Source organism: Parafrankia sp. EUN1f (genome assembly GCF_000177675.1).
Taxonomy (GTDB): domain Bacteria; phylum Actinomycetota; class Actinomycetes; order Frankiales; family Frankiaceae; genus Parafrankia.
This window is the reverse complement of sequence record NZ_ADGX01000001.1, coordinates 1-24,971: the sequence shown is the minus strand read 5'-3', so window position 1 is coordinate 24,971 and position 24,971 is coordinate 1. Positions and strand designations below refer to the sequence as shown.

The following is a 24,971-nucleotide window of genomic DNA, read 5'->3' as shown; positions in this document are numbered from 1 at the left end:
TCGATGACCAGCGGCGAGAGACCCGAAAACACCAGCTCAACCAGACGATTCGATCCCGACATGACACATCGTGTCGCCACACGCCGGGCGGATTGGCCGCCTTCCGCCGTCAGGCCTCACCAGGGACCACACTCCGTCACCACCGAAAGTGAGCCAGAGCCCATTCTTCCGTGCACGATGAGACATCGACCCCATCCTGTGCGATTGCCTCCGTGACGCCCTCGGACGGGACATCACGATCCGCTGCAATGCGGGCAGGATGAACCCGTCCGGATGTGCGCGGCGGGTGCTCGAGCTCGGTGTCGGCGACCGGATCCGCGTCGCGGCCGTTGCCGGGGACGATCTCATGCCCCGGATCGATGTGGATCTGAGCGGCAGCGGCGGTTGGGCAGGTCCGGCCGGATCCACCTGGAGTCGGCGACTGCGGAGGAGACAACGGCGCTCTGGGTGGCGACCCTCCGGATATGCCTGGCTCTGCCGACCTGACACCGGGTCTGGAGTGGTACTACACGATGCGGGTCGACCAATTTCGTCAGGCACTTCTCGGCTGAGCGCTCCCGCTCCCCTGGCAGGACGTCACTGCCGGCAGTCGCCTGGGTGACGGAGCGCGCCGGCGGTGGCGGATCGGCGCCAGGCTACCCGCGTCGATGCCTGCCGGACACGAGGCCCGCTGCCGCACCGCTCTCGGTGAACCGCATGCGATCATCGGCCAAATAACATGCCAAGTGGTGTTCAGCCAGAACTCTGACTGTTAGTGTCGTAGGCCACGCGACGCCACGCCACGATCCGCAGAGGTCGTCGGCGCTTCCGCGAGCGCGCCAACCATCGGCTGTCCAGAGAAATCATGCTGTCCAGAGAACGATAGGAACCTACGATGAAGATGCCTTCTCGCACCCGCTTATCCCGGCTCCGGCCGGAGCGCGTGGCCCTCGCCACCCTCGTCATGCTCCTCGGCGCGACAGCCTGCGGTTCCGCTGACGGTGGCTCGACCGCTGACGGAGCCAAGCCCGACGGTTCGCCGATCAAGATCGGCTTAACAGTGCCTACCGGGAGCCCGATCTACGATTCGCAGGTCTCGTTAGACGGCGCCCGGGCCGCGGTCCGGGCGATCAACGCCGCCGGCGGCATCATGGGCCACGAGGTGGTTCTCGACTTCTGCAACAACAAGAACGATCCGAACGCCAGTATCACCTGCGCTCGCGACTTCGTGAAGGACAAGGTGGTGGCTACGGCGTTCAACTTTACCCTTTCCACGAACGGCCCCGCAAAGATCTTGAGCGACGCGGGAATCGCGCAGGTCGGTCCGATCCCCTTCACCCCCGCCGAGTTCGACAACCCGACGACCTTCATGACCGATACCGGAACCGTCGGTCAGCTGATCGCGACCTACGTGGAAGCCAAGAGGCAGGGCGCCAAGCGCGTCACCCTCGTGCGCAGCGATGCGGCCTCCCTGCAAGGGGCCGAGGACGCCGTGCGAGCCGCCGCGGAGGCCTTAGGGTTGGAGTGGGTCGACGCCCTGAGGATCTCGCCCACCACGTCGGACTGGGCCCCTGTCGTCCAACGGCTGACGAATTCGGACGTCGACTACGTGGCGACCATATTCGGCGCCTCCGCCTTGGCCTCAGCGCTGACGGCGCGGCAGCAGCAGGGCGCTACCTTCACGATGGGCGGAACGGAGTCCGGGCTCGACCAGAATACCATCAACAAACTGGGTCCCGCGGTCGACAGCTACATCATCGGTAGCAGCTTTCTGCCCGTCCTGTCCGACGACTCCGCCGCCTCACCCGACATGCAGGAGTTCCTCGGCGACATGAAGGCCGAGGAGGACGCGGGCAACGGCGGTGCCGCGCGGAACAGAATCCGAGGCGAGACGCTCCGCGCCTGGGTGGCGGTCAAGGCGATCGCCGACGTGGTCAACGCCGCCAAGCCCGCGGAGGTTACTAACGAGACAGTGCTGGCAGCCTTCAAGCAGGCGCACGATATCGATCTGGGGTTCGGCACGCCGCCGTGGACACCGACCAACTTCGTCGGACCCAAGAACTTCGAGCGCATCTCGAACGACGCCAGCTTCGTCTCTGTCGTCGACGACGGCAAGCTCAAGCTCACGAGCAAGACCCCTATCGCCCCCTTCGGCGAGAGGCACTGACGGTGGCCGGGGTCGCCGAGGGCACGTCGGCCGTACATGGCGCCGACGAGCCGGTGATCGCCACCCAGGACTTGCAGGTCGGGTTCAATCGTCGCGCCTTCGTGCGCGAGGTGAATCTGGACGTAAGGTCCGGCGAGAAAGTCGCCTTGCTCGGGGCCAACGGGGCAGGAAAGACCACCACGCTCATGGCGTTGGCCGGACTCGTCGCACCACTCGGTGGCACGGTGATGTGGCTCGGTCGCGCCACCTCGGGTCTCCTGCACCAACGCTCCAAGCATGGTTTGGGATTCGTCCCCGCCGAACGGTCGATCTTCAGCAGGATGACCGTGGCCGACAACATCCGGGTCGGGCGGTGCGCCGTCGACGACGTGCTGCGTCACTTTCCCGAGCTCGAAAAGCGCCTGACGGTCTCGGCGGGCTCGATGTCCGGCGGCGAGCAGCAGATGCTGAGCCTGGGAAGGGCGCTTGCCCGAAAGCCACGACTGCTGATCATCGACGAGCTCTCGCTGGGCCTGGCGCCCGTCGTCATCGACCGGCTCTACCGCGCCATCAATGAGGCGGCCCGTGAGGGAACCGGCGTCCTTTTCGTCGAGCAGCACGTCGAGAAGGCGCTGAGTCTCGCCGATCGGGCCTACGTGCTTGCCCGGGGGCGCATCGTCATGGCCGGCACGGCGGCAGCCGTCTCGGCACGATCGACCGAGATCGAGGAGGTCTACCTCGGCGGCCGTACCCAGGTTGACGAGGCCTCGGAGGCACACGGATGACCGACTTCTTGCAGCTGGCCGTGCTCGGTGTCGGTGCCGGCGCCGCGCTTTCCTTGCTGTCTCAGGGCATCGTGCTGATCTACCGAGGCTCTGGTGTGCTGAACTTAGCTCACGGCGCCATCGCCATGCTCGCGGCGCACATCTACATCGCGTTGAGCGACGCCGGATGGGCCTCGTGGCAGGCGGCGGTCATCACCATCGCGTTGTCCAGCCTGATGGGAGCCGTGATTCACAACGCCGTGCTGCGCCCCATGGGCGAGGCGTCGATCCTGGTCAAGTCCATCGCGATGATCGCCGTGCTCCTCATCACGCAGGCCGGCGTGACCTTGATCTTCGGCACCGACGCCACGTTCGTGCAATCGTTCCTGCCTCAGGCCGTCACGCGAGTCGGTGGGATCTCAGTCCCGCAGGACCGCATTGTGCTGGCCCTCATCGCCCTGCTCCTGACGGGGCTGCTCTACGCCGTCTTCCGGTGGTCCACGATCGGCCTCGCCATCTCGGCGACGGCCGAAAACAGCGAGGCGGCCGCCGCGCTCGGCTGGTCGCCACATGTCATCGGGACGGTGGCATGGGCGAGCGGATCAGGGCTCGCCGGGCTGGCCGGCATCCTGGTCGGGCCCTTCACCGGAGTCGACCCGCAGACCCTGACGCTCATCGTCATCGGCGGGCTCGCCGGAGCGCTCATCGGCGGCCTGTCCTCGTTCCCCCTCGCCGCGCTCGGCGGCTTCGGGATCGGCATCGCACAGGCAGTCATCCCCAGCTACGTCGAACTGCAGGGCGCGGCTCAGACCGTCCCCCTGGTCATCATCATCGGCCTGCTGGTGTGGCGTGGGAGCAAGCTGCCGGCGCGTGACCACGTCGGGGTGAAGTTCCCATCGCTGGGCGACGGCCGGATATCCGGCTACGGAGTCGCGGGGTTCGCGGCCATCGGTGCCGCCGCGCTGCTCCTGTTGCCGATCCCCTGGGTGGACGCCTTGCGGGTGACGCTGGTCTGGTCCATCTTCCTGCTGTCCGTGGTCGTCCTGACCGGGTACGCCGGTCAGCTCTGCCTGGCCCAGTTCGCCCTGGGGGGCGTCGGCGCGCTCACGACCTCGTGGTTGATCAGCAGCAAGGGCTGGCCCCTCGAGGCAGCCGCGGTCACCGGCGTCGCCGCCGCGACCGCGGCGGGCCTCCTGTTCGCGCTTCCAGCGTTGAGGACTCGCGGCATCGAGCTGGCTATCGTCACGCTCAGTCTCAGCGCCGTCCTCCACGCCATGGTGTTCAACAGCGCCGAGTTCACCGGCGGGGTGTCGGGCATGGACGTCTCGCAGCGGTCGCTTTTCGGCATCGGCATCGACTCCTTCGATCACCCTCGACGGTTCGCGATCGTCGTACTCGTGGCGTTCGTCGTCACCGCGCTGCTCGTGGCCAACCTGCGCCGCAGCAAACCGGGGCTCAGCATGATCACCATCAGGACCCGCGAGCGTGCAGCGGCGTCGCTGGGGGTCAGCGTCGCCGTCACCAAGCTCACCGCCTTCGCCGTCGGGTCGGCCATAGCCGGCCTCGCCGGAGTCCTGCTCATCCTGGGCAATCCCGTGGCACTGTTCAGCCAGTTCGATCCCATCGGCTCGCTGATGACGGTGACGCTCGCGGTGATCGGCGGCGTCGGTTACATCGTCGGCGCTCCGCTCGGGGGCCAGCTGAGCACCGGCGGCGTCGGCACCCGGCTCGGCGACTCCTTCGGTCTCGGCAATCTCAACCAGTGGCTGGTGCTGTTCACCGGAGTCTTCCTCATCCTGCTGCTCATCCAGGACCCGAACGGCATGGCCAGACCGACGATCCTGCAGGTCAAGGCCGTCAAGCGGGCGGTCCTGCGGATGTTCGGCCGGCAGCCGGCACCGGGTCGGCGGGGCCGCGAGGTCGTGGTCGACACGGCGCTCGACGCAGCGGAGGCCGGCCCTCGCCGGCGGCTCGAGGTCCAGGACCTGACAGTCAGGTTCGGGGGTGTCACCGCGCTCGCCGGCGTGAGTTTGTCGGTCGAGCCGGGAGAGGTCGTCGGAGTGATCGGACCCAACGGAGCGGGCAAGACCACGCTGATCGACGCCATCACCGGCTTCGTCGACCCCACCGGCGGCGTCGTGCGGCTCGGGGTGGACGACGTGACGTCGTGGCCCGCACACCGACGCGCACGAGGGGGTCTGAGCCGCTCGTTCCAGTCGCTCGAGCTCCTCGACGACATCTCGGTCGCGGACAACTTCCGCGTCGGCGGGCCGGGCCGGGATACGCGGTCCCTCGTGAGAAGCCTCCTCCTGCACCGGTTCGAGCCCCTGCCGGCCTCAGCAATCGGTGCCATCCGCCAGTTCGACCTTGAGCGTGATCTCGACGAACTGCCCGCGAACCTCGCCTACGGGCGCCGACGGCTGACGGCCGTCGCACGGTCCGTCGCTACTTCGCCGGCCGTGCTTCTCCTCGACGAGCCGGCCGCGGGACTGAGCGACGTCGAGTCGGCCGAGCTCGCTCAGCTGGTTCGTCAGCTGGCCGACGAGCTCCGAATCGCCGTGCTGCTCGTCGAGCACAACGTGGCGCTGGTCCGCGAGTGCTGCGACCGGATCGTCGTGCTCGACTTCGGCAGGGTGATCGCTGCCGGCGACCCGTCGATTGTCAGTACCGACCCCGCTGTCGTCGCGGCCTACTCAGGCCGGGCCAGCACCCCGGAACGCGACGAGCGTCCCGCACCGAGCGTCGTGCCAGGTCCATGACACCGACCACCATTACCCGCACGAGGAGATCATCGTGGCAACGACTCGACCTCTCGCTGGGAAGGCCGCCTTGGTCACCGGCGGGAACCGGGGCCTCGGCCGAGGTTTCGCCATACGCCTGGCCGCGCTCGGGGCGAATGTTGCCGTGAGCGACGTTGACCTCCACAACGACGGGGAGTTCGAGTTCGACAAGGCAGCCAGCGCCGGGAGGCCGGTCACCCAGGAACTCGAGCAGCACGGTGTCGAGGCCATGGCCACGCAGCAGGACGCCGCCGACTTTGCCGCCCAGGCCGCACTCGTCGAGCAGGTGCGGGAGCGCTGGGGACGACTCGACGTCGTCGTCTGCAACGCCGGCGGATCCGTCGGGCTCCCCGGCATCTCGATGGGGCCATCGATGTTTGCCTCCCAGCTCGACCCCGAGGAGTTCGACCTCATCCTGCGCCGCAACCTGGTCTCGACGGTCGCCACGTGCGTCGCCGTGGCGCCCGTGATGAAGCGGCAGGGTGCCGGGGTGATCGTCACTCTTGGATCTGTCAACGGAATCGAGGCGCTCAAGAGCGGGGCGTCCGCGCACTACGGCGCCGCGAAGGCCGCGGTGATCATGTATACGCGCTACCTCGCTCAGGAGCTCGGCCCCTTCGGCGTCCGCGTCAACTGCCTCGCACCAGGGGTCACGCGGACGGGTCGCATGCTTTCGGTGTTCGGCGAGAGCGACAGCGCGCGGTTCGGAGAACAGGCGACCCAGCTCGAGGAACGAAACGCCTTGCGTCGCATCGGGGAGGTCGACGATTGCATCGACGCGATGGAGTTCCTGTGCACCGATGCCTCGCGTTTCTTCACCGGTCACGTCCTCCCGGTCGACGGCGGGGAGCTGCGCAGCCAGGTCTGACCCGCGGTGCGGCTCGATGGGGGAGCTCGACGCAGACCGTGAGCAACGACTACTCAGATGTCTCCACGCCGAGGTCTACGACGACGAGACAGCTGAACCGCGGTCGGCGCCTGGGGCGCGCAACGCGGAAGACCGCCAAGACGCCACAACCACAGCGGCGAGATGTCGAGCGACTTCGGCGTGGGGATCAAGATGGGCGCTGCGAGTATCAGCATTGGCAGGGGCTCCATGAGACCAGCAGCTGGAGTGACGGGTCCCCGAAGGCCAGCGGGACCAGAAAGTGGCCGGGCCATGAGGGAATCGACGTCACCCGGCCGGGGCGTAGACGTCCGTGACCAACCTGTCGACGAGAACGTCAGGTCGATCTTGTCAGGCGTGTGCCACTCGGCGAACGAGGCGCAAGGGGCTCTGCTCTCGTAGCCCAGGTCGGCGATGGCACGACGCCGCGTCAATGTCTGCGTTAATTTTGCATACCTTCAGTTCGACGGAGCGAAGAGCTCCAGCGGCAACCCGCCGGGAGGCAGGGAGTGGATCGTGCGCTGGTAGATGAACCAACCCGCCGGAGTCCTTCGGTACCGGTCACGGTAGAGGCCGGCGTTCCCGATGCGGTACCCGTCGTCGTCCGTCAGTAACCGGACGAAATAGCTGAGCCCGGTGGCGTCGTCCTGACCATCGAAGGTGATCACAGTGTTCGTCGTGACGTGGAGGCCCCGGGGAAGCGGCGATCTCGGCATCGACCGCAGGTCCGCGCGGCCCCGGTAGGTGACGAAGGCCGAGGGCGGCAAGGGCGAGGAGGACGGTGGCGTGGCCAGTGGCGACCGCTCGAAGCTCAGCGCCCCGTCCGCGGTGAACAGGGTGCTGAGCTGTTCGTGGTCCTGCTGGTCGGCGGCGTGGCAGTATCGGTGGACCAGGTCGCGGATCTCGCCCTGGTCCACGAGCCGTCGCAACTGCTGGGACGCGCTCAGAATGTCTCCATGTCTCGTCCGTCCGGCGGCACGCGCCACCCTCCTCCTAGCGGTCCGTCGGCTGGCGCTCGACCGGCGCCTGCGGGCCCGATGTCACGACATCGGGCCCGCGTCGTCGGTTGCTGATGTCCCTCTGCCGTCGCGTGCTTACGCGGCCATTACCGAGGGTGCAGGTTAGGTCGCAGGGTGTCGAGTGCCGAGGCGTCGTCGATGGTGGAGGGCACCCTCTGGTAGCGGCCCCGCAGAGCGGCGGCCGGGCGGCAATGCCGTATCCGCGAAGGCATGCCATACTGTATGCCAAGCTGCTGCGCCTATGGGGTCACATCCGACGAGGAGGAGCGACGTGGACCTTCACCTGGGACCGGCACGTCGGTGAGCGATGGACCTGTGCTGCGGTCCTCGGTGCGGTTGCACCACGGCCCGGGCAGCGCCGCCCGGCTCGCTGACGAGCTCAGCCGGCTCGGCTCGCGCCGCCCCGCGCTCCTCGCCCCCCGGTCGGTCGCGCACGATCCGGGCCTGCGAGCCCTCCTCGGCGGCGCCGCCGGGCGTCCGTACGCGATCGTCGAGTCCTCGCTCGCGCAGCACAGCCCGATCGAAAGCGTCCTCGCGGCCGCGGAGCGGCTCCGCGCCGCGGGTGCAGACGCGATCGTGGTCGCCGGCGGCGGCTCCGCCATCGTGACCGCGCGGGCGACCGCGATCGTGCTCGCCGACGGACCCGAGTTCCGCAGGCCGGGAACGGCCCCGCGGCTGCCGATCGTGGTCCTGCCCACCACTCCGACAACCGCGTCCGTGAAGGCAGGCACCGCGGTGACCGAGCGCGGCCTGATGCGCCGGCGGGCGATGCTGGACCCGGCGACCCGGGCCACCGCCCTGATCGTCGACCCGCGCCTGCTCGCCTCGACCCCGCCCGCCCTAGTCCGCGACGCCGGACTGACCACGCTGGTCATGGCGGTCGAGGGCCTCACCACTCGACGCCGCGACGCCGAGGCCGAGCAGGCGCTGGGCCGTGCCGTCCTGGAGCTGCCCGATCTGCTCCGCCGCGCGGCGACCGAGCCCGCCGACCTCGGTGTACGGACCCGGCTCGTGTTGGCCGCCGCCGCCGTCGGCGATGCGACGGACGCCACTGGTGGTGCCCTGACCGCCGCGATCGCGCACACCGTCGGACACGTGACCGGGGGGCACAATGGGCCCGTCGACGCTGTGGTCCTCCCGCACGCCCTACGGCTCTGCGCCCAGCGCGACCCGGCCAGTCTGGATCGACTCGCCGCCGTACTCGGCTGCGCGCCGGTGGCGGTTCCCCTGGCCTGCACCCGGCTCCTCGAGGGCATCGTGCCGGTCAATGGCCTCGCCGAGCTCGGGGTGTCCCGCGAGGACGTTCCCGCGTTGGCCGCCACGGCGCTGATGGACCCCGCGGCCCGCGGCACGACCTTCCAACCCGTGGTCGAGGAGCTGGAAGACGTCCTGCTCGCGGCGTTGGCGGGGCCGGTCGATGCGCACCGCTGAGGGGCGAGGCCTGGCGCCGCTGCGGCCCACGGGACGGTGAGCGACCGCCCGGCGGCCCGACCCGCCCGGAGGAGAGCGGGTCGGGCCGCCGCTCAAGCGCCGAAGGCCAGCCGTCCCCTGTCAAGAACCGTCCGCCCGTCCGCGTCCTTCGTGCGGAATCGGACATCCGAGCCGCGCCGCCACACCTCGGTGCGCAGCAGCGTCCCCGGCATCACCGGTCGGCTGAACCGCGCGTACATGCCGCGAACCAGGGAGACGTCCCCGCCACGTTCCGATGCGACCAGCGCCCGGTGGACCACGCCATATGTGCAGAGTCCGTGCAGGATGGGACGAGGGAAGCCGGCTCGAGCGGCGAAGGCAGGGTCCGAGTGGAGCGGGTTGCGATCGCCGTTGAGGCGGTACAGCAGCGCCTGATCCGGCCGTGTCGCCGTCTCCACGACCTGGTCGGGTTCGATCTCGGGTTCCGCCCAGCCGTCCGGCGGCGCGCCTGCACCACCGAAACCGCCCTCACCGCGGATGAAGTAGCCGAGCCTGCTCGTCCACATCGGCCGGCCCGTCCCCGGGTCGCGTGCCTGGGCTGAGACGACCAGAAGCGCACCGCTGCGCTTGTCGTAGATGCCGTCCAGACGAGCGTGCACGACGGCCGATCCCGAGGGCGCGACGCGGGTGTGCACCTGGAGGCTCTGGTCGGCGTGCACCAGCTTCGTGCGGTCGAAGTCGCCGACCGGCAGACGACGCAGCAGCCTGCTCTGGACGAGCGGGATACCGAGAGTCGGCAGCGCCCGCAGCGCAACCCCGGCGGTGTTCTCCGTAGTGAGATCCAGTTCCGCGAGGGGGTCGGTCTGACCGGCGCCAACCCCCAACGCGTACCGGATCGTGTCGTCCTCCGTCCAGTCGACGGTGAACGGTTCGGCGCTGGCGCCGACGGCATCGATGTTGAGGGCCACTGTCATCCCCCGCTGGACGTGGCTTCGAGCAGGTTCTCGCGCGCCATCACGTCCTACCGCAGCACGCCGTCGGCGCGCAGTTCCCCGATCTCGCGCGGCGTCAGCGCGAGCAGGCGCTGCAGGACGTCGTCGGTGTCCGCCCCGAGGAGCGGAGCCGGCTGGGCTCGCCCCGCCGTGTGGCCGCCGAACCTCCACGGCACGACGAAGACTTCGACGTCCCCGAGGTACTTGTGTGACACTCGTACCGTCAGCTCCCGCTCCTTCGTCCACGCGGCGTCAGTCAGTTCCTCGAAGCTCGCCACCGGCGCCGCCGGCAGGCCGGCGGAGAGCAGGCGGTCTACCAGCTCATCGCGCTCCTGCCCCGCGGACCATTCCGCGACGGCGGCCTCGAGCTGTGACCGTCCGCTGATCCGCTCCCGCAGGCTCGACCAGCGGGGTTCCGAGGCGAACGGCGCGTCGGCGGCAACCGAGGTGAAGGCGGACCAGTCGTCGTCCCGCACGCTGAGGGCGATCCACCGGTCCTCCCCGCGGCAGGGGAAGTGACCGTGCGGGGCGATCCGCGGGTGCGAGTTCGCGGGAACAGGGATGGCGGGTTCCAGCTGGCTCTGGACAACGGGCGCCGGCAGGGCACAGAGCAGCGCCTCGATCTGCGACAGGTCGATCCACGCCCCGCCGCCCGTCCGCCGCCGCCGGATCAGGGCACCGAGCAGGACCGTGAGGGCGTGTCCGGCGGCATTCGGGTCGCCGAGGGCGGGCGAAAGGCTGCCGACGATATTGGCCTCGTCGTACCCGATCAGGGATTCCAGGCCGGACATCGCGGCCATGATCCCAGCGTAGCCCTTCATGGTCCGCAGCGGTCCCTCCTGGCCGGCCATGGACATGGACAGCATCACGATGGACGGGTTCCGCCCCGCGAAGTCGGTGTAGGACAGGCCCAGCCGCTGCAGCGCGCCCGGCCTCATGTTCTCCACCACCACGTCGCACTGCTCCGCCAGGTCCAGCAGGAGTGTGCGCGCGCGCGGATGCTTGAGGTCGACCGTAATGCTCCGCTTGCCGTGGTTCATCTGGTTGAAGTAGGGCGTGGCCTCGTGCTCGGGGCCCTCGACCTCGACGCCCCCGCGCCGGGCCTTGCCGCGCAGCCGCCCGGTGTCGAGATGGCCCTCGTGCTCCACCTTGATCACTTCGGCGCCAAGGTCGCTCAGGATCGACGTGGTGAGCGGGCCGGACCAGACCCAGCTCAGGTCCAGCACCCGCAGCCCCTCGAGCAGCCGGGCCGGCTCGGTCGCCGAGGACCCGACGGGCCACGAACGGGCCTCCGACGGAGCGTCGCCGATCTCGGACAGGTGCCACGGGACGGTCGCGACCCTGACGGGCCGCGGTGCCCTCGGCAGCTCACCGAGGAAGCCGCGCTCCGCGAACTGTGGCTCCTCGAGCGCCTCACTCATCGAGCGGATCGGTGCGACCGCCAGCCCGTGCTTCTGGCCGATCACCATCAGCTCCTCGGTGGTCTGCCCCCGCACCCAGGGCATCAGATGGCTGTCGGCCTCGTCGGCGTGCAGCCGGGCGACGACCCGCGGATCGTCGAACCGGGCATCGCGAGCCCACTCCGGATCATCCATAGCGGCCAGCAACGCCTTCCACTCCCGCTGGTTGCGGCACATCAGGACAACGTGACCGTCCGCGCAGGGGAAGATGCTGGCCGGGTAGACCCCCGCGGAGCCCGGCGGCCGGGCGCCGTCGCGGGTCCAGGGCCGCTCGTACGGAAGGAAGTTCGCAGTGATCATGCCGACGTAGTAGGCCAGCACATCCCTGGTGGCGACCTCGACGGAACGGAGGTCCGGCGCCGCGGGGTCGGCGAGCAACGTAGCCAGCCCAGCAGCCGCCCCGTAGAGGGCGGCCTGGAAGTCCGGCAGATCGAACGGCAGGGTGAGCGGTTCCCTGTCCGCGCCGCCGATGGACCAGCTCATCGCCGACCAGGCCCCTACCGACAGCGCGTCGGACGGGATCGGCCGACCATCGACCACGGCGCCTTCGACGCGGAGCACGACGGGTGGCCGCACCGAGTCGCTCGAGGGCCGACGTCCGGCCGCCGCCTCGACCTCGGACGCCCAGCTCCGCCACTCGGCGTCGGCCGAGTCGACTTCGAGCAGCACCAGGTCCGCCCCCGACACGACCTGCTCGGGCTCCATCCTCGACGCGGCGCCCAGGGTCTTGCCCTCGTGCAGCCACTGCTCCGTGAGGCTCGCGACGGTGCCGACCGCAGCAAGATCCAGCACCGGCCCATACCGGACGACAGAGGCTCCGAGCACGGAGAAGAGGCGTCCCGCGTACGCGCCCGAGGCTCGGGAGGACACCTCGACCACCCGGATTCCTTCAAGCAACGACCTGGACGGCAGCGCCCGTGCCACGGCGTCAGTGCTGATATCGCTCACCCTCGGTCTCCTTACCGTTGCACAGTTGTGCGGCTCCACGTGACCCGCTCGGACCGCGGTCCCTCCTGTTGCCTCGAGCTGCCCACCCTCGACCCGTGGGCGTCATCCGCTCGGGTGGCTAACGGGGAAGGACCCGCACGCGGCTGCGGCAGGGGCGGGGAATCCGCGCCCGTCCTGGATGCTCCTTGTACGCCCACAGGCATGCGTTGATCTGTCGATCGTCGCACGGATAGGGCAGAATTGGCAACCAATTTGCATGCAAAGCGGTGTGCATTTCGTTCGAGTGGTGGGGGGTAGCCTCGGCCGGCCTTGCCCACACGTTCCTACGGCCGTGCGGGCAGAGGGGCCGGCAGCGTCGTGACACCGCGGGAGATGACCCGACCGCCCCAGGCCGCGTCGCCGTCGGGCTGCATGTCCGGAACGTGGTCGAGTAGCTAGCCAGTACCAACCTCAACTGGAGCTTCGCCAGCGCCTCCCCCGTACACCGCTGCCGGCCGGCGACCGGCCCGGGTCGGGTACGGGGACGGCCGATCGGCCCGGGCACTCGTACCTTCTCCAGCTCGGGTATGAACTGCGGGCTGTCTGAACCGTGCCGGGTTTGATGGAGAGAGTCGGACCATGAGGATGCGGACGACATGGGCGCGCCGAGGAAGTACCCCGATGAGCTGCGGGAGCGGGTGATTCGGCTGGTGCTGGACGCGAGGGCTGAACCGGGGGCGAGCGCGAAGGGTGCGTGTCAGCGGATCGGGTCGCAGTTGGGGATCTCGCCGGAGACGCTGCGGGTGTGGGTCGCGAAGGCGGAGGTCGACGCGGGCACGCGGCCAGGGGTGCCGAGTGAGGTGGCCGAGCGGCTTGCGCAGTTGGAGCGGGAGAACCGTGAGTTGCAGCAGGCGAACAAGATTTTGAAGTCGGCGTCGGCTTTTTCGCGGCTGAGCTCGACCGCCAGCGCCGGTAGTGCTCGACTATATCGATGAGCGCAAGGAGCGGTTCGGGGTCGAGTCGATCTGCGCCGTACTCAAGGATGCCGGTGTTCAGACCGCCCCGAGTACCTACAATGCTTCGAAGAGGCCGCCGTTACGGCGGGCGGTCAACGACGCTGAGACGTTGAAGGAGATTGAACGGGTCCACGACGAGAACCACGGCGTGTATGGGGTGCGGAAGGCCTATGCGCAGTTGGGCAGGGAAGGCGGAGTGGGTGGTTGACGCGTCGGGTGGCCCGGCTCATGCGCCAAGCCGGTCCCTCGGCCGACCGAGCGGTCACCGACGCGGACGTCGAGCATTGCCGGTGTCCTGGCGCGGGTCATGCCCGCTGGTCGAAGCGCCTGTCCAGGTGCTCAGAAGCGATACGGACGCGCTGCATGCTGGGCGTGCCACCGGCCAGCGCCCAGCCGTGCGCGTCCCGGTGCATCCGCTCCACCTCATATTCGGCCGAATAGCCGTAGCCCCCGTGCAACTGGATCGCGAGATCGGAGACACGCTTGGCCGTCTCGTTGGCGAAGCACTTCGCAATGGACGCCTCCAGCGCCAGTGGATATCCGACGCCGGCATTAACCGCCGCCCGACGGATCAGCAACCGGGCCGCGTCCACCTGCATGACCATGTCTGCCAAGGCCGCCTGCACCAGCTGGAACTGCGCGATCTCTTTGCCGAACTGGCGCCGTTCCCGCACGTATCGTGTGGTGCGGTCCAACGCGGACTGGCCAATCGCCAGCGACATCGTGGCGTTGCCGAGGCGCTCGATGGAGAACGCAGCGAACAGCGTCCTGAACCCGCCCTTTGGCACGACAATATCTTCCACCGGCACCCGGACATCGGATAGGAACATGTCTGCGGAACCGATTCCGCGGAAACCCATCAGCTCCTCCTGCGGGCCGAATGTGAGCCCCGCCGCCTCCTTGTCGACCACCACCGCACCTATCCCGGCAGCACCCCGCTCGGGGCCGAAGCGGACATAGACCAGGTACTTTTCGGCGAAGCCCGCACCTGAACACCACCGCTTCGTGCCGTTGAGCACGACCTCGTCGCCGTCGATCCGGGCCGTGGTGGACGCGTCGGTGGCCGCCGAACCCGCGTCCGGCTCGGAGATCGACACCGCGATCGTCGACTCCCCGGCCGCCACCGCGGGCAGGTACCTCTTCTTCTGCTCCTGCGTGCCGAACAAGTCGATGACCCGGGCTGGACCGGTGCAGGCCTCGAACACCGGCCAGGCGGCGACCGGGCTCGCCTTCGCCAGCTCCTCCAAGACGACCAGCGCGTCCATCAACGGCCGCCCACCTCCGCCGTGCTCCTCCGGCAGCGTCAGCGCGAGCAAACCGAGCTCACCCAGACGCCGCCGCTCGACATCCGGCAGATGGGTACGGTTCCGATCCCACTCGCCTGCCCGCGGCCGGTACTGCTCGGCAGCCAGCCGCGCGGCCAGATCCCGCAGCTCCCGCTGCTCGTCGGTCAGATCGAACATGTGTCTCTCCAGTCACTATGTGCCATGGAACGTATGGGCGGGCGGCAGGTGATCGCCCCGCTGTCAGGCGCCGACCCACACCGGCGCGCCCTTTTCCACGAAGGCCCGCACACCCGATCCGGCTCATCGATTCCAAACCCGAGGCGACGACGACGTCGTACGCCCGCGATGATCCCCTGCGCGCCGAAGTCAGCCGTCTACTGGCTCGACCCGCACGCACGGTGCAGAGCGAACGACGGGATGTGCTCGGGCAGACCGGCGGCCAGCCACGCCCACCGGCCGACCGGCCCGGACTGACCGGCGCAGCGCCCCCGTGCGGAGGACGGCGAGGGCAGGGCTACACGCACGGCGTCAAGAGCAGGACCGCAGGACTGGAGCGAGCTCGCGCCACTGGTCGAGCGGGGCCACCGTCGTGTCCGGCGACAGGACCTGCACGCTGACGTGATCAGCTCCCGCATCAAGGTGGGCCTGGACCCGGGACCTCACCGCGTCCACGTCACCCCAGGCGATGACAGCGTCGATCACGCGATCAGTGCCGCCACTGGAGAAGTCGGAATCGACGAACCCGTGTTTCTTCAGGTCGTTGCGGTAGCTCGGAAAGCCGAGATAAAACTGAGCGTATCTCCGTGCGATCGCGCGGGCCTGATCAGGGTCGGTCTCGAGGACCACCGCCTGTTCGGGGCACAGCAGGCGGTCCGGTCCCAACACTGCCCGGGCGGCAGCCGTGTGCTCCGGGGCCACGAAATAGGGATGGGCTCCCGCACTTCGCCGCCCCGCCAACTCGAGCATCCTCGGCCCGACAGCCGCGAGGACACGGGGAGGTGTGTTGGTGGGAGCGGGAGACTGGTAGCGGACCTCGTCCATCGCGTCCAGGTAGGACGACATTCGCTTCAGAGGACTGCTATACACATGTCCCCGCACACCTTCCACGATGGCCGGCTGGCTGACGCCCATACCCAGCAGAAAACGGCCGTCGAACGCCTCCGCGAGGGTGAGCTGGCCTGCCACCATGGCCGCAGCGTCACGAGCCCAGATGTTGGCGACTCCCGTCGCCACGACCATATGGCGGGTGGCGCTCAGAAGGAGCGAGGCATTCACGAAGATCTCACGACGTAGGCCTTCCGAGATCCACAGCGAGGGGTAGCCCAGATCCTCCAGTTCCTGGACCACATCACGGGCCATCGAAGCCGGCAGCAGGTCCAGGGCCTGGCTCCACAGACCTACCCGACCCAGGGCGCGGATCGGATCCACGCCCACATCGCTCGTTCTCGCTGTACTGGCTGCAGCCACTGCCGTCTCCTTCCACGCCACGAGGGCCTCCCCGACCACAATTCTCGTGCGAGCGACAACCCGTCCCTGGCTGGGCAGGTCAGCCCGTCAGCTGCTTCGCCCCAGCGAGGACGTCCGCAGCCGTCGGCAGGAAAGGCAGTCCCGACGGGGCGTAGGGCGCCGGCGTGTAGGCCGCTCCCAGACGCTTGACCGGTGCGAGAAGCTCCTCGAAGAGCTCCTCGTGGATCCTGGCGGCGATCTCCGCGCCGGGTCCGCAGAACATCGTGGCGTCGTGCAGCACGATCGCTCGGCGAGTCAGGCTCACCGACTGGAGAACGGTGTCCCAGTCAAGCGGCATGAGGGTACGCAGGTCGATGACCTCGAGCGAGATGCCGGCCGCCGCCGCCTGCTCCGCGGCCTCGAGTGCCGTGTGGACCGCCGCCCCATAGGTGATCACCGAGACGTCACTGCCGGCGCGCTTGACCGCCGCCTCGCCGAGAGGGATCCGGAACTCCCCGACCGGGACGTCGCCCTTCTGGCTGAAGACCATCGCGAAGTTCTCGACGAACAGGCACGGGTCATCGTCGGCAATGCACGACGCAAGCAGGCCCTTGGCCTCGGTCGCGGTCGACGGCATGACGACCTTGATACCTGGTGTGTGCATGAACCACGCCTCGAGCGACTGGGCGTGCTGAGCCCCGAATCGCTGCATGCCGATGCACGTCCGGATGGTCAGCGGAACGGGAGAGGCTCCGCCGGACATGTAGCGGAGCTTGGCCGCGTGGTTGACGATCTGGTCTAGGGCCACGGCGGTGAAGTCCATGTACATGACCTCGGCGACCGGCCGGTAGCCGCCGAGCGCCGCCCCGATCGCGGCCCCGACGATGGCCTGCTCCGCGATAGGGGTCGCACGGACCCGGCCGGTTCCGTACTTCGTGGAGAGGCCCTTCGTGACCTTCAGGACGCCACCGGCGGGGTCGGCCACGTCCTCCCCGATGATGATGACCTTGTCGTCGAGCTCCATGGCGTGGTCCAGCGCGGAGTTGAGCGCGGCAGCCATGGTCATCCGCGTGACCTGTCGGTCGGCTGTGGTCGTCACAGTCCCTGCACCAGCCTCTCGTCGGCGAAGACATCGGTGAACCGCTCGGACGGCGGCGGGAACGGCTCTTCGAGGGCCTTGCTGAACGCGGCGTCGACCTCGGCAGCGATCTGACTGTCGATCTCCTCGATCTCGGCGACCGGGGCGACGCCCTGCTCGACCATCCTCCGCCGGAAGGTCGGGACGGGATCCCGCTCCAGCGCACGGGCCAGCGCGTCCTTCGGGACGTAGGAGTAGTCGGAGACGCCCGAGTGCCCGGTGAGGCGGTAGGTGACCACCTCAAGGAAGGTCGGGCCCTCGCCTCGGCGAGCCCGCTCGACGGCGACGCGCACCTCGAGGGCGGTGGCGATGGGGTCGAAGCCGTCGACCCGCGCCGAAGCCATGGCATAGGCGGCCGCGCGACCGGCCAGATCGGTGGACGCCGCGTATTCCGCGATCGGGGTGTGCTCACCCCACTGGTTGTTCTGACACACGAAGATCACCGGGAGCCTCCACAGGCTCGCCAGGTTCATGGACTCGTGGAACGCGCCGATGGAGGTCGCGCCGTCCCCGAAGGTCGTGACGACGACGCGGTCGCTACCGTCGAGCTGCGCCGCGACGCCCAGCCCGACCGCGATGGGGATGCCGGACCCGACGATGCCGGTACTGGTGACGAAGCCGACGGACTGGTCCTGCAGGTGCATCGCCCCGCCCTTGCCCTTGGACGCTCCCGTCAGCCGCCCATAGATCTCCGCGACGAGGGCGTCCAGCGAAGAGCCCTTGGCGAGGGCGTCGCCGAGGTTCCGGTAGGTGGAGACCAGCTGGTCGACCGGCCGTAGGTTCAGACCGACCGCGGCGCACGAACCTTCGAGACCCCGCACCGGGTACGTGGCCGCGTTCAGAGTGCCCGCCCGGACCTCCTGGTTGATGCGTTGATCTACCGCTGCGATCAGCCGCATAGACCGGTAAAGCCGAAGCATGTCGGCCGGTGAAAGTGCATTCCGCGTAGGGTCGGTCTCGGACAACGTGTTGGTCACCATCTGCTCCCATGAATGCTGGGGCGCGTATGCCCTAACGGTGGGCTCGTACGACTCCAGGGTCGTCGTGTCGCAGTCGATCGTTCGGTGGCCGTCGGCGCCCCGTTGCCTGCTCGTCCGTGCCGGTCTGCCCGGGTACCGCTCACGCGCCCGAGCGGACGCAACCACGACTCGACACTCCTTCTTGTTCCTACTCTTGCCGGATCTCGTGCATGCACTTTAGCATGCGAAACCGAATGGAGGAAGATATATCCTGCGGTGATCCACGAGCGCCCTGAGGGCCCGTGGGTGCCTCCTCCGACAATCCGGGGCGCTCTCCCCGGTACCGATCACGTCCAGCGAGGTGTTCACGGCCATGGCCGGCAACGATGTGACGTCACTGCTTACCCGCGCGCGAGCCGCCGACATCCGTGCGCTGGGCCGGCTGATCACCCTGGTGGAGAACGAGCCATCGATCGTCCAGGACATCAACGAGCTGATCCTCCCGCTGGTCGGCCGGGCCCATGTCGTCGGGGTCACCGGGCCGCCCGGAGCCGGCAAGTCTACGACGGTCGGCGCCCTGACCGCGGTGCTGCGAGAGCGGGGCCGGACCGTGGCCGTGCTGGCGATCGACCCGAGCTCCGCCACCACGGGCGGCGCGCTTCTCGGCGACCGCCTGCGGATGCACCAACACGACCTGGACCAGGGTGTCTTCATCCGGTCGATGGCGAGCCGTGGGAGCCTCGGCGGCCTGTCGTCCAAGGCATCGACCGCCGTCCGTGTCCTCGACGCGGCCGGCTTCGACGTCGTCATCCTCGAGACCGTCGGGGTCGGGCAGTCTGAGGTCGACATCGCCGCTGTCGCCGACACCACGGTGGTCATCCTGGTCCCGGGCATGGGCGACCAGGTTCAGGCAGATAAGGCGGGCATCATCGAGCGCGGCGACATCTTCGTGGTCAACAAGGCGGATCGTGGCGGAGCCGAGACCACGCGCTCGCAGATCAGGTTCGCGGTGTCCGGCGGTGCGCACGCCACGGCGTCATGGACCCCTCCCGTCGAGTTGACGACCGCGACGACGGGAGCGGGTGTCGACGCGGTGGTCGACGCGGTGGATCGCCACTGGGCCCAGCTTGTCTCCTCGGGTGAGCTGGATGGGCGGCGTGCGGCGCGCAGCCGTCGCGAGATCGAGACGCTGGCCCTCGAGCTACTCCATACCCGGCTCGACTCCCTTGCCGCCGCTGTCGCAGGCGGCCGGCAGGACCCGCTCTCGGCGGCCCGCGAGCTGGCGGAGCTGCTGTGGCGGGCAGGCCCGTAGTTCTCTGCGCCGGGCGACCGCGTTCACGCGAGTGGCCCGATCAGCGGCCCGAGTACTTCGGACTGCGCTTCTCGATGAAGGCGGCGATGCCTTCGAGCAGGTCCTGCGAGCTCATGGTCTCCGCCTCATAGGCGAAGGAGAGCTCGAGGACCTCCTCCGCACGCAGGCGCATCACGTGGTTGAGGGACCGCTTGGTCCCCTGCACCGCGAGCGGCGGCAGCGCGGCGATGCGATCGGCTAGGGCCCGGGCCGTCGGAAGGACCTCCTCGGGGGTCTCCACCAGGTCCGACACCACGCCCAGGGCGGCCGCGTCCTCGGCGAGCAAGGGGTCGCCGGTGAGCAGGTGACGCTTTGCCTTCACCATGCCCATGGCCGCCGGCCACATGACGGCACCGCCGTCCCCCGCGACGAGGCCGATTGCGACGTGCGAGTCGACGATCCGCACGCCGCGCGCCGCGACGACCGCGTCGCAGGCCAGGACGAGTGTCGACCCCAGGCCGACCGCGTGACCGTGGACGGCCGCGACGACCGGTACCGGCGTGTTGAACAACGTGTCGATCAAGCGCCGGCCGGCGTCGGTCCCGCGGTGGATGGCCGCCAGGTCGCCGTGCTTCGCCTTCATCATCTCCATGTCGCCGCCGGCGGAGAAGACCCGGCCCTGCGCACCCAGGACGACGCACCGCGTGGTGCCGTCCACGGATACCTCGCGGAAGGCGGCGATCAGCGCGTCCCGGAGCTCGTCGTCCACGCGGTTCAGCAGGTCGGGACGGGTAAGGATGATGTCGGTCCGCCCGTTGTCGTGCGTGGTGATGCCGATCGGGGCCATGATCACTGAACTCCTCGCTCATACAGGAAGGCATGTCATACTGCATGCCAATCCGGTTTGCAGGCAAGGCCGTACACGAAAGCACCTGGCCGACCTGCGACCGCGGCTACGGGTTCGACCGACAACGCCGATGGGGTGGGCATGGCGACTCTGGGAATCATCGGAAGCGGCAACATCGGCTCGGCGGTGGCGCGGCTGGCGGTCAGCTGCGGGGAGACGGTGGTCGTGGCCAACTCGCGCGGACCGGAGAGCCTGGGCGAGCTCGTCGCGGAACTGGGCCCGTCCTCCTCCGCCGGTACGATCGATCAGGCTGCCGCTGCAAAGCTGGTCGTTCTTTCCGTGCCGTTGTTCGCGATCCCGTCCCTGCCGAGTGGGCTCCTGAAGAACCAGATTGTTCTGGACACGACCAACTACTATCCGTCCCGTGACGGCCGGGTCGCCGAGCTCGACTCCGACGAACGGACGACGAGCCAGCTGGTGCTTGACTGGCTGGGCGGCGACGCCCGTGTCGTCAAGGTGTTCAACAACATCCTGGCGCACCACATCCCCCAGCTAGCGCGCCCAGTGGGAGTCGCGGCCCGGACGGCGCTGCCGGTCGCGTCCGACGATGACGAGGCGAAGACCGTCGCGGTCGAGCTCATCGAGCGGCTCGGGTTCGAGACCGTCGACGCCGGTTCGCTGTCCGAGAGCTGGCGGTTCGAGCCCGAGGCGGCGGCCTACACCCGGATGTACCTCGCCGATCCGGCGACTCCCGTCGAGCGCTTTCTCGAGGCGCCCGGGGGCCCCGTCTCGGTGGACCGGCTCCGCTCCACCCTGGCATCGGCCACGCGGGTGCGGGTAGCTGGCCGGATCTTCTGAACCACTTTCACCCAGGCGGCTCGCCCGGGGGTCATCCGTGACGGCCCGGGCGGGCCACTCCGGCGCCCGGTAGGTCACCCGGTTCCGGCAAGAGCGTGCGCACTCCCCTCGTAGAGCGGGCCCCCGAAGCCTCGTTGCTCGAAGACAGTCTAGACGTGCATCACAAAGATGCATACATTCCTGCCTACCAAGTGGGCGACAGTGTCCTGCTAGCGGCGAGACGAGGTACCGGAGTGAACTGCTCTGAAGTGATCCCCGCGGTGTCGGCCAAGCCACCGGTGTCGTCGTGGCGATGGTGAGTGCCGCGGCGCCAGGGACGTACGCGCCCAGTGCCCAGACAGTTCTCGAGGCGAGGGACCTGACTACCGGTTACGGAGAGCTCGCCGCGGTACGGGGCGTCGACCTCCAGGTCCGGGCCGGTGAGATCGTGGCGCTCCTGGGCCCCAACGGAGCTGGCAAGACGACGACCTTGGCGGCCTTGGCCGGCGCGCTTCCGGCGCTCGGTGGCGAGGTGCGCCTCCTGGGCAAGCCGGTGACGGGACCGGTCCATGCCCGCGTCCGCAGCGGTCTCGGGTACCTGCCTTCCGATCGTGCGATCGTCAACCGACTGACGGTCGCGGAGAACCTCAAGCTCGGTCGCGGCCGGCCCGACGAGGCGGTCGACCGCTTCCCCGCGCTGGAAGCACTTCTGCGCCGGCCTGCCGGGCTGCTGTCCGGGGGCGAGCAGCAGATGCTCGTCCTGGCCCGGTGCCTGGTGGCCCGGCCGCAGGTGGTGCTGGTCGACGAGCTGTCCCAGGGCCTGGCGCCGATTGTCGTCCAGGACCTGCTGGCCTCGCTACGGCGAGAGGCGAAGGCGACCGGCGTCGCGGTCCTGCTCGTCGAGCAGCAGGTCCGGCGCGCCCTCTCTGTCGCCGACCGGTGGTACCTCCTGCGCCAGGGCACCGTCGCCGACAGCGGCGACGCGGACGAAGCCTCCGCGCAGCGCCTGGTCACCACCTATCTCTGAGTCCGAGCTCTCACCTCTCAGTGAGTTCTCACCTCTCGGAGCCCTTACCACCCGCACCCCGTGACAACGAGGAATCTCCATGAAGATCGCACTACGGACCAAGGTTGGCGCTGCTCTGGTCCTTGCCAGCTTGTTAGCCGCCTGTGGCTCTAGCAGCCCGACGGAGCAGGCCAGCTCGACCAGGCCGACCGGGCCCGCCCCCACCGGCGAACCCGTAAAGATCATGATTATCGGGGCGAAAAACAACCCGGTCGCCAGCCAGGAAAACATGTTCGCTGCGGCTCAGGCGCGCGTGGACTACGTCAACGACAGCGGCGGCCTCGGCGGGCGCCCGCTCCAGCTCATCGTCTGCGATGCCAACCTCGACCCCAATCTGGAAGCCGGCTGCCTTGACCAGGCGGTCAGCGACAACGTCGCCGCGATCGTGGGGTCGATGCTCCTGTTCACCCGGGACTACAGCAAGCTGGAGGCCGCGAGCATCCCCCTGATCGCGACGCAGAGTCTGAGTCCGGGTGAGATCGCCTACCCGCATGCCTACCTGCTCGGCAACAACATGGGCTGGTTCAAGGGCCTCGGCCGGCTGGTCGCGGACGAGAAGAACGACACGGTCGCTGTGACCTACACCGACACGACCACCGGTGCCTTCGCCAACACTCTGATCCGCAGTGTCCTCGACCCCGCGGGGGTCAAAGTGATTACGTCGCTGGCACACGCGGCTTCGAGCGGCGACCGATCAGCGGAGGCGGCGAGCCTCGCTCGGGGCAATCCCAGCGCCGTGGTGTTGGCGGGCACCGCAGAGGCGGTCGTCCCGCTGATCCAGGCGGTGCGGCAGACGGGATACGCCGGCCGCATCTACACCTACTCGTCCGCCCTGCCGCCTAGCGGAGTCGAGGCCCTGCGGGATGCGGGCGAGGGCGTTCGGGTCGTCGGCCGCGGCCGCTTCCTCTCCGACACCGGTCCCGAGATGCGTCAGTACAAGGACGACATCCTCAACTACGCACCCGCCGGCACCCGCATGGACGAGCGTGGAACCAACGGCTGGTCGTCGGTGGAGCTGTTCGCGAAGGTGATGGCGAACTCCGCGGGCTCGTTCACCGGCCAGGATGTCATCGCGGCGTTCGACCGCCTCACGACCCCGGTCGAAGCCGGGACATTCGGCCCCTTCCTCGGTGCCGGGACGAGTTGCGATACCGAGTATCCGACGATTCTCAACACCCAGTACATGGTCGGCACGATCAAAGACGGCCAGATCGTCGCGGACACCGGGAAGTTCGAGAGCTACTGCTGACGGACTAGTCCGGTCCACTCTGCTGAGGAAGCGAGAGCGACGATGGAGATCCTTCGTTTTGCCCTGCTGGGGCTCGGGATCGGAGCGCTGTACACCGTCTGCGCGCAAGGGCTCGTCCTGATCTATCGCGCTTCCGGCGTGGTGAACTTCGCGCAGGGCGCCTTCGTGATGACGGGCGCGTACGTCTACTACGAGCTCGGTACGGTGCGCGAACTGGCGATGCCGATCGTGCTTGTCCTGGTCATCGCGGTCGGCGGCGTTCTCGGCCTGCTGATGCATCGTGTGTTGATGGCCCCGTTGCGTCACGCGTCTCCCCTCGTGCGAGCGGTGGCGACGCTGGGCGTCCTCGCCCTTCTGCAGAGCATCGCCGTGCTCCGCTACACGCACAGCATTGTCACCGCGGACGCGATCCTGCCCCATGGTCCGGTCGATCTGGGCGGAGTCGTCGTGACGGAGGATCGCATGATCCTCTTCGGGTTCGGACTCCTCATCACCGCAGTGCTGTGGGTCGTCTACCGCTTCAGCCGCTTCGGCCGCATCACGGCGGCGGTTGCGGAGAACGAGCTGGCTGCTTCGGTGACGGGGCATTCCCCCGACGTCGTGGCCACGGCGAACTGGGCAGTGGGATCAGCCCTCGCCACCCTCACCGGCGCCCTGGTCGCGCAGATCACCGTGCTCGAACCGAGCCAGCTCGCGGCGCTGCTCCTGCCGGCCCTGGCCGCGGCCCTCCTCGGGGGGTTCTCCTCGTTCCCGCTGGCGCTGGTGGCTGCGCTCGGGATCGGCGTGGTGCAGTCCGTGCTGACGTTCGAGGTCTCCCAGCACGGGTGGTGGACGGGGTGGCCGCAAGCGCTCCCGTTCATCGTCGTGATCATCTACCTCGTGTTTCGTGGTCGAGGGGTCCCGCTGCGCAGCCACGTGTTCGACCGTCTGCCCGCTGTGGGCACCGGGCGTGTCAGGCCGGTCCCACTGGGCGTGACGATCATCGCCGTGACGGGCGTGATCCTGGTCCTGTCCGACGGCTGGGTCACGGCGATGTCGGTGACATTGGCCAACGCCGTGGTCGGGCTCTCCGTCCTGCTGGTCACCGGGTACGCCGGCCAGCTGTCGCTGGCGCAGTACCTCATCGGCGCGATAGGCGCCTTCATCGCTGTGAAGCTGATGGACGCCCTCGGGCTTCCGTTCGAGCTGTCGTTCCTGGGTGGCGTCGTCAGCGCGATGATCATCGGCGCGGTACTGGGCGCACCCGCGCTCCGTACCCGCGGCGTCAACCTGGCGGTCAGCACCTTGGGTATCGCCATCTCCCTGTACGCCCTGTTCCTGGCCAACACCCAGCTCGCCGGCAGCACCGACGGCCTACCCGTGACGACGCCCTCCCTGTTCGGGCTCGATCTCGACCCGGGCGAGCATCCACGCCGTTATGCGATCGCGGTCCTGGCGGTTCTCCTGGTGACCCTTCTCGCCCTCGCCAACCTC

20 protein-coding genes, 1 pseudogene and 1 other annotated feature are annotated in these 24,971 nt (G+C 68.8%); of the genes and pseudogenes, 13 read left to right on the top strand and 8 right to left on the bottom strand.

The genetic code is table 11. The annotated features are described in order from the left end of the window. Positions 1 to 184: 184 nt before the first annotated feature. The 5 genes from FREUN1FDRAFT_RS43280 (at position 185) to FREUN1FDRAFT_RS00085 (ending at position 6,537) form a co-directional block, all read left to right on the top strand. Positions 185 to 601: an acyclic terpene utilization AtuA family protein gene (locus tag FREUN1FDRAFT_RS43280; RefSeq protein WP_157474172.1), complete on the top strand. Its 417-nt coding sequence runs from the start codon at positions 185 to 187 to the stop codon at positions 599 to 601. 321 nt (positions 602 to 922) lie between these two features. Next, positions 923 to 2,146 (top strand): ABC transporter substrate-binding protein, encoded by a 1,224-nt coding sequence (locus FREUN1FDRAFT_RS00100; protein WP_035948326.1) that lies wholly within the window; start codon positions 923 to 925, stop codon positions 2,144 to 2,146. A gap of 2 nt (positions 2,147 to 2,148) precedes the next feature. Beyond that, positions 2,149 to 2,910 carry an ABC transporter ATP-binding protein gene (locus FREUN1FDRAFT_RS00095; RefSeq protein WP_006537859.1) on the top strand — a complete coding sequence of 254 codons (762 nt, stop codon included), beginning with the start codon at positions 2,149 to 2,151 and terminating at the stop codon, positions 2,908 to 2,910. Further along, positions 2,907 to 5,648 carry a branched-chain amino acid ABC transporter permease/ATP-binding protein gene (locus FREUN1FDRAFT_RS00090; protein WP_006537858.1) on the top strand — a complete coding sequence of 914 codons (2,742 nt, stop codon included), beginning with the start codon at positions 2,907 to 2,909 and terminating at the stop codon, positions 5,646 to 5,648. Before FREUN1FDRAFT_RS00095 ends, FREUN1FDRAFT_RS00090 begins: the two co-directional genes overlap by 4 nt. A gap of 34 nt (positions 5,649 to 5,682) precedes the next feature. Then, positions 5,683 to 6,537: an SDR family NAD(P)-dependent oxidoreductase gene (locus FREUN1FDRAFT_RS00085; protein WP_006537857.1), complete on the top strand. Its 855-nt coding sequence runs from the start codon at positions 5,683 to 5,685 to the stop codon at positions 6,535 to 6,537. Between the two features lie 476 nt (positions 6,538 to 7,013). Here FREUN1FDRAFT_RS00085 and FREUN1FDRAFT_RS00080 read toward each other — a convergent pair whose 3' ends face one another. Beyond that, positions 7,014 to 7,541: a nuclear transport factor 2 family protein gene (locus FREUN1FDRAFT_RS00080; RefSeq protein WP_006537856.1), complete on the bottom strand. Its 528-nt coding sequence runs from the start codon at positions 7,539 to 7,541 to the stop codon at positions 7,014 to 7,016. A 333-nt stretch (positions 7,542 to 7,874) separates the two neighbouring features. Here FREUN1FDRAFT_RS00080 and FREUN1FDRAFT_RS39300 point away from each other — a divergent pair, with 333 nt between their 5' ends. Continuing rightward, entirely contained in the window at positions 7,875 to 9,005 is a 1,131-nt protein-coding gene (locus FREUN1FDRAFT_RS39300; RefSeq protein ID WP_157474161.1) for an iron-containing alcohol dehydrogenase family protein, read from the top strand. Positions 9,006 to 9,097: 92 nt separating this feature from the next. Here the strand turns inward: FREUN1FDRAFT_RS39300 and FREUN1FDRAFT_RS00070 are convergent, their stop codons facing one another. Beyond that, on the bottom strand, positions 9,098 to 9,958 hold the full coding sequence (locus tag FREUN1FDRAFT_RS00070) for a MaoC family dehydratase (RefSeq protein ID WP_006537854.1): 861 nt from the start codon (positions 9,956 to 9,958) through the stop codon (positions 9,098 to 9,100). Between the two features lie 47 nt (positions 9,959 to 10,005). Continuing rightward, positions 10,006 to 12,384, bottom strand: a complete 2,379-nt coding sequence (locus FREUN1FDRAFT_RS00065; protein ID WP_006537853.1) for a CoA transferase — start codon at positions 12,382 to 12,384, stop codon at positions 10,006 to 10,008. A 635-nt stretch (positions 12,385 to 13,019) separates the two neighbouring features. Between FREUN1FDRAFT_RS00065 and FREUN1FDRAFT_RS00060 the strand changes: the two genes are divergently transcribed. Both FREUN1FDRAFT_RS00060 and FREUN1FDRAFT_RS43270 read left to right on the top strand, forming a co-directional pair. After that, on the top strand, positions 13,020 to 13,358 hold the full coding sequence (locus FREUN1FDRAFT_RS00060; protein WP_006537852.1) for a transposase: 339 nt from the start codon (positions 13,020 to 13,022) through the stop codon (positions 13,356 to 13,358). Next, positions 13,300 to 13,428: a sequence feature (AL1L pseudoknot), on the top strand. It overlaps the preceding gene by 59 nt. Next, entirely contained in the window at positions 13,339 to 13,587 is a 249-nt protein-coding gene (locus FREUN1FDRAFT_RS43270; protein WP_006537851.1) for an IS3 family transposase, read from the top strand. It overlaps the preceding feature by 90 nt. The genes FREUN1FDRAFT_RS00060 and FREUN1FDRAFT_RS43270 overlap by 20 nt, the downstream gene beginning before the upstream one ends. A 97-nt stretch (positions 13,588 to 13,684) precedes the next feature. On the opposite strand, the gene FREUN1FDRAFT_RS00050 is transcribed toward FREUN1FDRAFT_RS43270, so the two are convergent. From FREUN1FDRAFT_RS00050 to FREUN1FDRAFT_RS00035, 4 genes are all read right to left on the bottom strand, one after another. After that, positions 13,685 to 14,842, bottom strand: coding sequence for an acyl-CoA dehydrogenase family protein (locus FREUN1FDRAFT_RS00050; protein WP_006537850.1), 1,158 nt, complete (start codon positions 14,840 to 14,842; stop codon positions 13,685 to 13,687). 351 nt (positions 14,843 to 15,193) lie between these two features. After that, complete coding sequence (locus FREUN1FDRAFT_RS00045; RefSeq protein WP_006537849.1) at positions 15,194 to 16,153, bottom strand: LLM class F420-dependent oxidoreductase; 960 nt, start codon at positions 16,151 to 16,153, stop codon at positions 15,194 to 15,196. 58 nt (positions 16,154 to 16,211) lie between these two features. After that, positions 16,212 to 17,177: an alpha-ketoacid dehydrogenase subunit beta gene (locus FREUN1FDRAFT_RS00040; RefSeq protein ID WP_006537848.1), complete on the bottom strand. Its 966-nt coding sequence runs from the start codon at positions 17,175 to 17,177 to the stop codon at positions 16,212 to 16,214. Between the two features lie 29 nt (positions 17,178 to 17,206). Beyond that, on the bottom strand, positions 17,207 to 18,148 hold the full coding sequence (locus FREUN1FDRAFT_RS00035; protein WP_198144207.1) for a thiamine pyrophosphate-dependent dehydrogenase E1 component subunit alpha: 942 nt from the start codon (positions 18,146 to 18,148) through the stop codon (positions 17,207 to 17,209). 433 nt (positions 18,149 to 18,581) lie between these two features. Here FREUN1FDRAFT_RS00035 and meaB point away from each other — a divergent pair, with 433 nt between their 5' ends. Further along, a complete protein-coding gene (meaB, locus tag FREUN1FDRAFT_RS00030; RefSeq protein ID WP_006537846.1) occupies positions 18,582 to 19,520 on the top strand; it encodes a methylmalonyl Co-A mutase-associated GTPase MeaB in 939 nt (312 codons plus the stop codon). Positions 19,521 to 19,560: 40 nt separating this feature from the next. On the opposite strand, the gene FREUN1FDRAFT_RS00025 is transcribed toward meaB, so the two are convergent. Beyond that, positions 19,561 to 20,346: an enoyl-CoA hydratase/isomerase family protein gene (locus FREUN1FDRAFT_RS00025; RefSeq protein WP_006537845.1), complete on the bottom strand. Its 786-nt coding sequence runs from the start codon at positions 20,344 to 20,346 to the stop codon at positions 19,561 to 19,563. A 141-nt stretch (positions 20,347 to 20,487) separates the two neighbouring features. Between FREUN1FDRAFT_RS00025 and FREUN1FDRAFT_RS00020 the strand changes: the two genes are divergently transcribed. The 4 genes and pseudogenes from FREUN1FDRAFT_RS00020 to FREUN1FDRAFT_RS00005 form a co-directional block, all read left to right on the top strand. Continuing rightward, positions 20,488 to 21,204 carry an NADPH-dependent F420 reductase gene (locus FREUN1FDRAFT_RS00020; RefSeq protein ID WP_006537844.1) on the top strand — a complete coding sequence of 239 codons (717 nt, stop codon included), beginning with the start codon at positions 20,488 to 20,490 and terminating at the stop codon, positions 21,202 to 21,204. A 292-nt stretch (positions 21,205 to 21,496) separates the two neighbouring features. After that, entirely contained in the window at positions 21,497 to 22,210 is a 714-nt protein-coding gene (locus FREUN1FDRAFT_RS00015) for an ABC transporter ATP-binding protein (protein WP_006537843.1), read from the top strand. Positions 22,211 to 22,289: 79 nt separating this feature from the next. Beyond that, entirely contained in the window at positions 22,290 to 23,498 is a 1,209-nt protein-coding gene (locus FREUN1FDRAFT_RS00010; protein WP_006537842.1) for an ABC transporter substrate-binding protein, read from the top strand. Positions 23,499 to 23,540: 42 nt separating this feature from the next. Beyond that, a pseudogene (locus tag FREUN1FDRAFT_RS00005) lies at positions 23,541 to 24,971 on the top strand (ABC transporter); the annotation flags it as partial.

Coding starts and splice junctions, on each gene's coding strand:
- FREUN1FDRAFT_RS00090 (WP_006537858.1), top strand. CDS start 2,907: ATGACCGACTTCTTGCAGCTGGCCGTGCTCGGTGTCGGTGCCGGCGCC.
- FREUN1FDRAFT_RS00070 (WP_006537854.1), bottom strand. CDS start 9,958: ATGACAGTGGCCCTCAACATCGATGCCGTCGGCGCCAGCGCCGAACCG.
- FREUN1FDRAFT_RS00060 (WP_006537852.1), top strand. CDS start 13,020: ATGGGCGCGCCGAGGAAGTACCCCGATGAGCTGCGGGAGCGGGTGATT.
- FREUN1FDRAFT_RS00050 (WP_006537850.1), bottom strand. CDS start 14,842: ATGTTCGATCTGACCGACGAGCAGCGGGAGCTGCGGGATCTGGCCGCG.
- FREUN1FDRAFT_RS00040 (WP_006537848.1), bottom strand. CDS start 17,177: ATGACCATGGCTGCCGCGCTCAACTCCGCGCTGGACCACGCCATGGAG.
- FREUN1FDRAFT_RS00035 (WP_198144207.1), bottom strand. CDS start 18,148: ATGCGGCTGATCGCAGCGGTAGATCAACGCATCAACCAGGAGGTCCGG.
- meaB (WP_006537846.1), top strand. CDS start 18,582: ATGGCCGGCAACGATGTGACGTCACTGCTTACCCGCGCGCGAGCCGCC.
- FREUN1FDRAFT_RS00025 (WP_006537845.1), bottom strand. CDS start 20,346: ATGGCCCCGATCGGCATCACCACGCACGACAACGGGCGGACCGACATC.
- FREUN1FDRAFT_RS00020 (WP_006537844.1), top strand. CDS start 20,488: ATGGCGACTCTGGGAATCATCGGAAGCGGCAACATCGGCTCGGCGGTG.
- FREUN1FDRAFT_RS00015 (WP_006537843.1), top strand. CDS start 21,497: ATGGTGAGTGCCGCGGCGCCAGGGACGTACGCGCCCAGTGCCCAGACA.
- FREUN1FDRAFT_RS00010 (WP_006537842.1), top strand. CDS start 22,290: ATGAAGATCGCACTACGGACCAAGGTTGGCGCTGCTCTGGTCCTTGCC.